The following is a 468-nucleotide window of genomic DNA, read 5'->3' on the forward strand; positions in this document are numbered from 1 at the left end:
GTTGTAACACAAACTTAACACCACCACCCTTTTCTTTTCTTGGAAAATATATTTTTTTATGAATGGTAAACGCTTCTTTTTTTGAGTAATTTGCTATCACTTTTGCGGCTCTTCCGGTAGGCGCCATTAAAATTGCACTCTTTTTTGCTTTCCAAAGGTTAGAAACTATTGCACCAACAATAGTAGTTTTACCTGTACCTGCATAGCCTTTTAAAACATACAAACTATTGGGCGTTTTACTAAATATAAAACTTGAAAGTTGCTGTAATACAACATCTTGCTTTAGCGTAGGCTGAAAAGGAAAATGTTGTTTTATGAGTGAATAAAATTCTGAAGACGTCATGAATTGTTTACCGAGAAATAAATTATTCAAATATAGAAATGATTTTTTTGTTTGTAGGTTTTAACGAATAAAAAAAAATTGTAGATTTGCGAAAGACCTTTGATAACTTAATAATTAAAAATAAC

The 468-nt window shown here is 30.1% G+C and carries 1 protein-coding gene; it reads right to left on the minus strand.

What is annotated here, in order from left to right:
* Positions 1-343: AAA family ATPase (locus FUA24_RS23470; protein WP_148545763.1), on the minus strand; the 343-nt coding region annotated here is incomplete at its 3' end.
* Positions 344-468 lie beyond the last annotated feature (125 nt).

Source organism: Seonamhaeicola marinus (assembly GCF_008085455.1).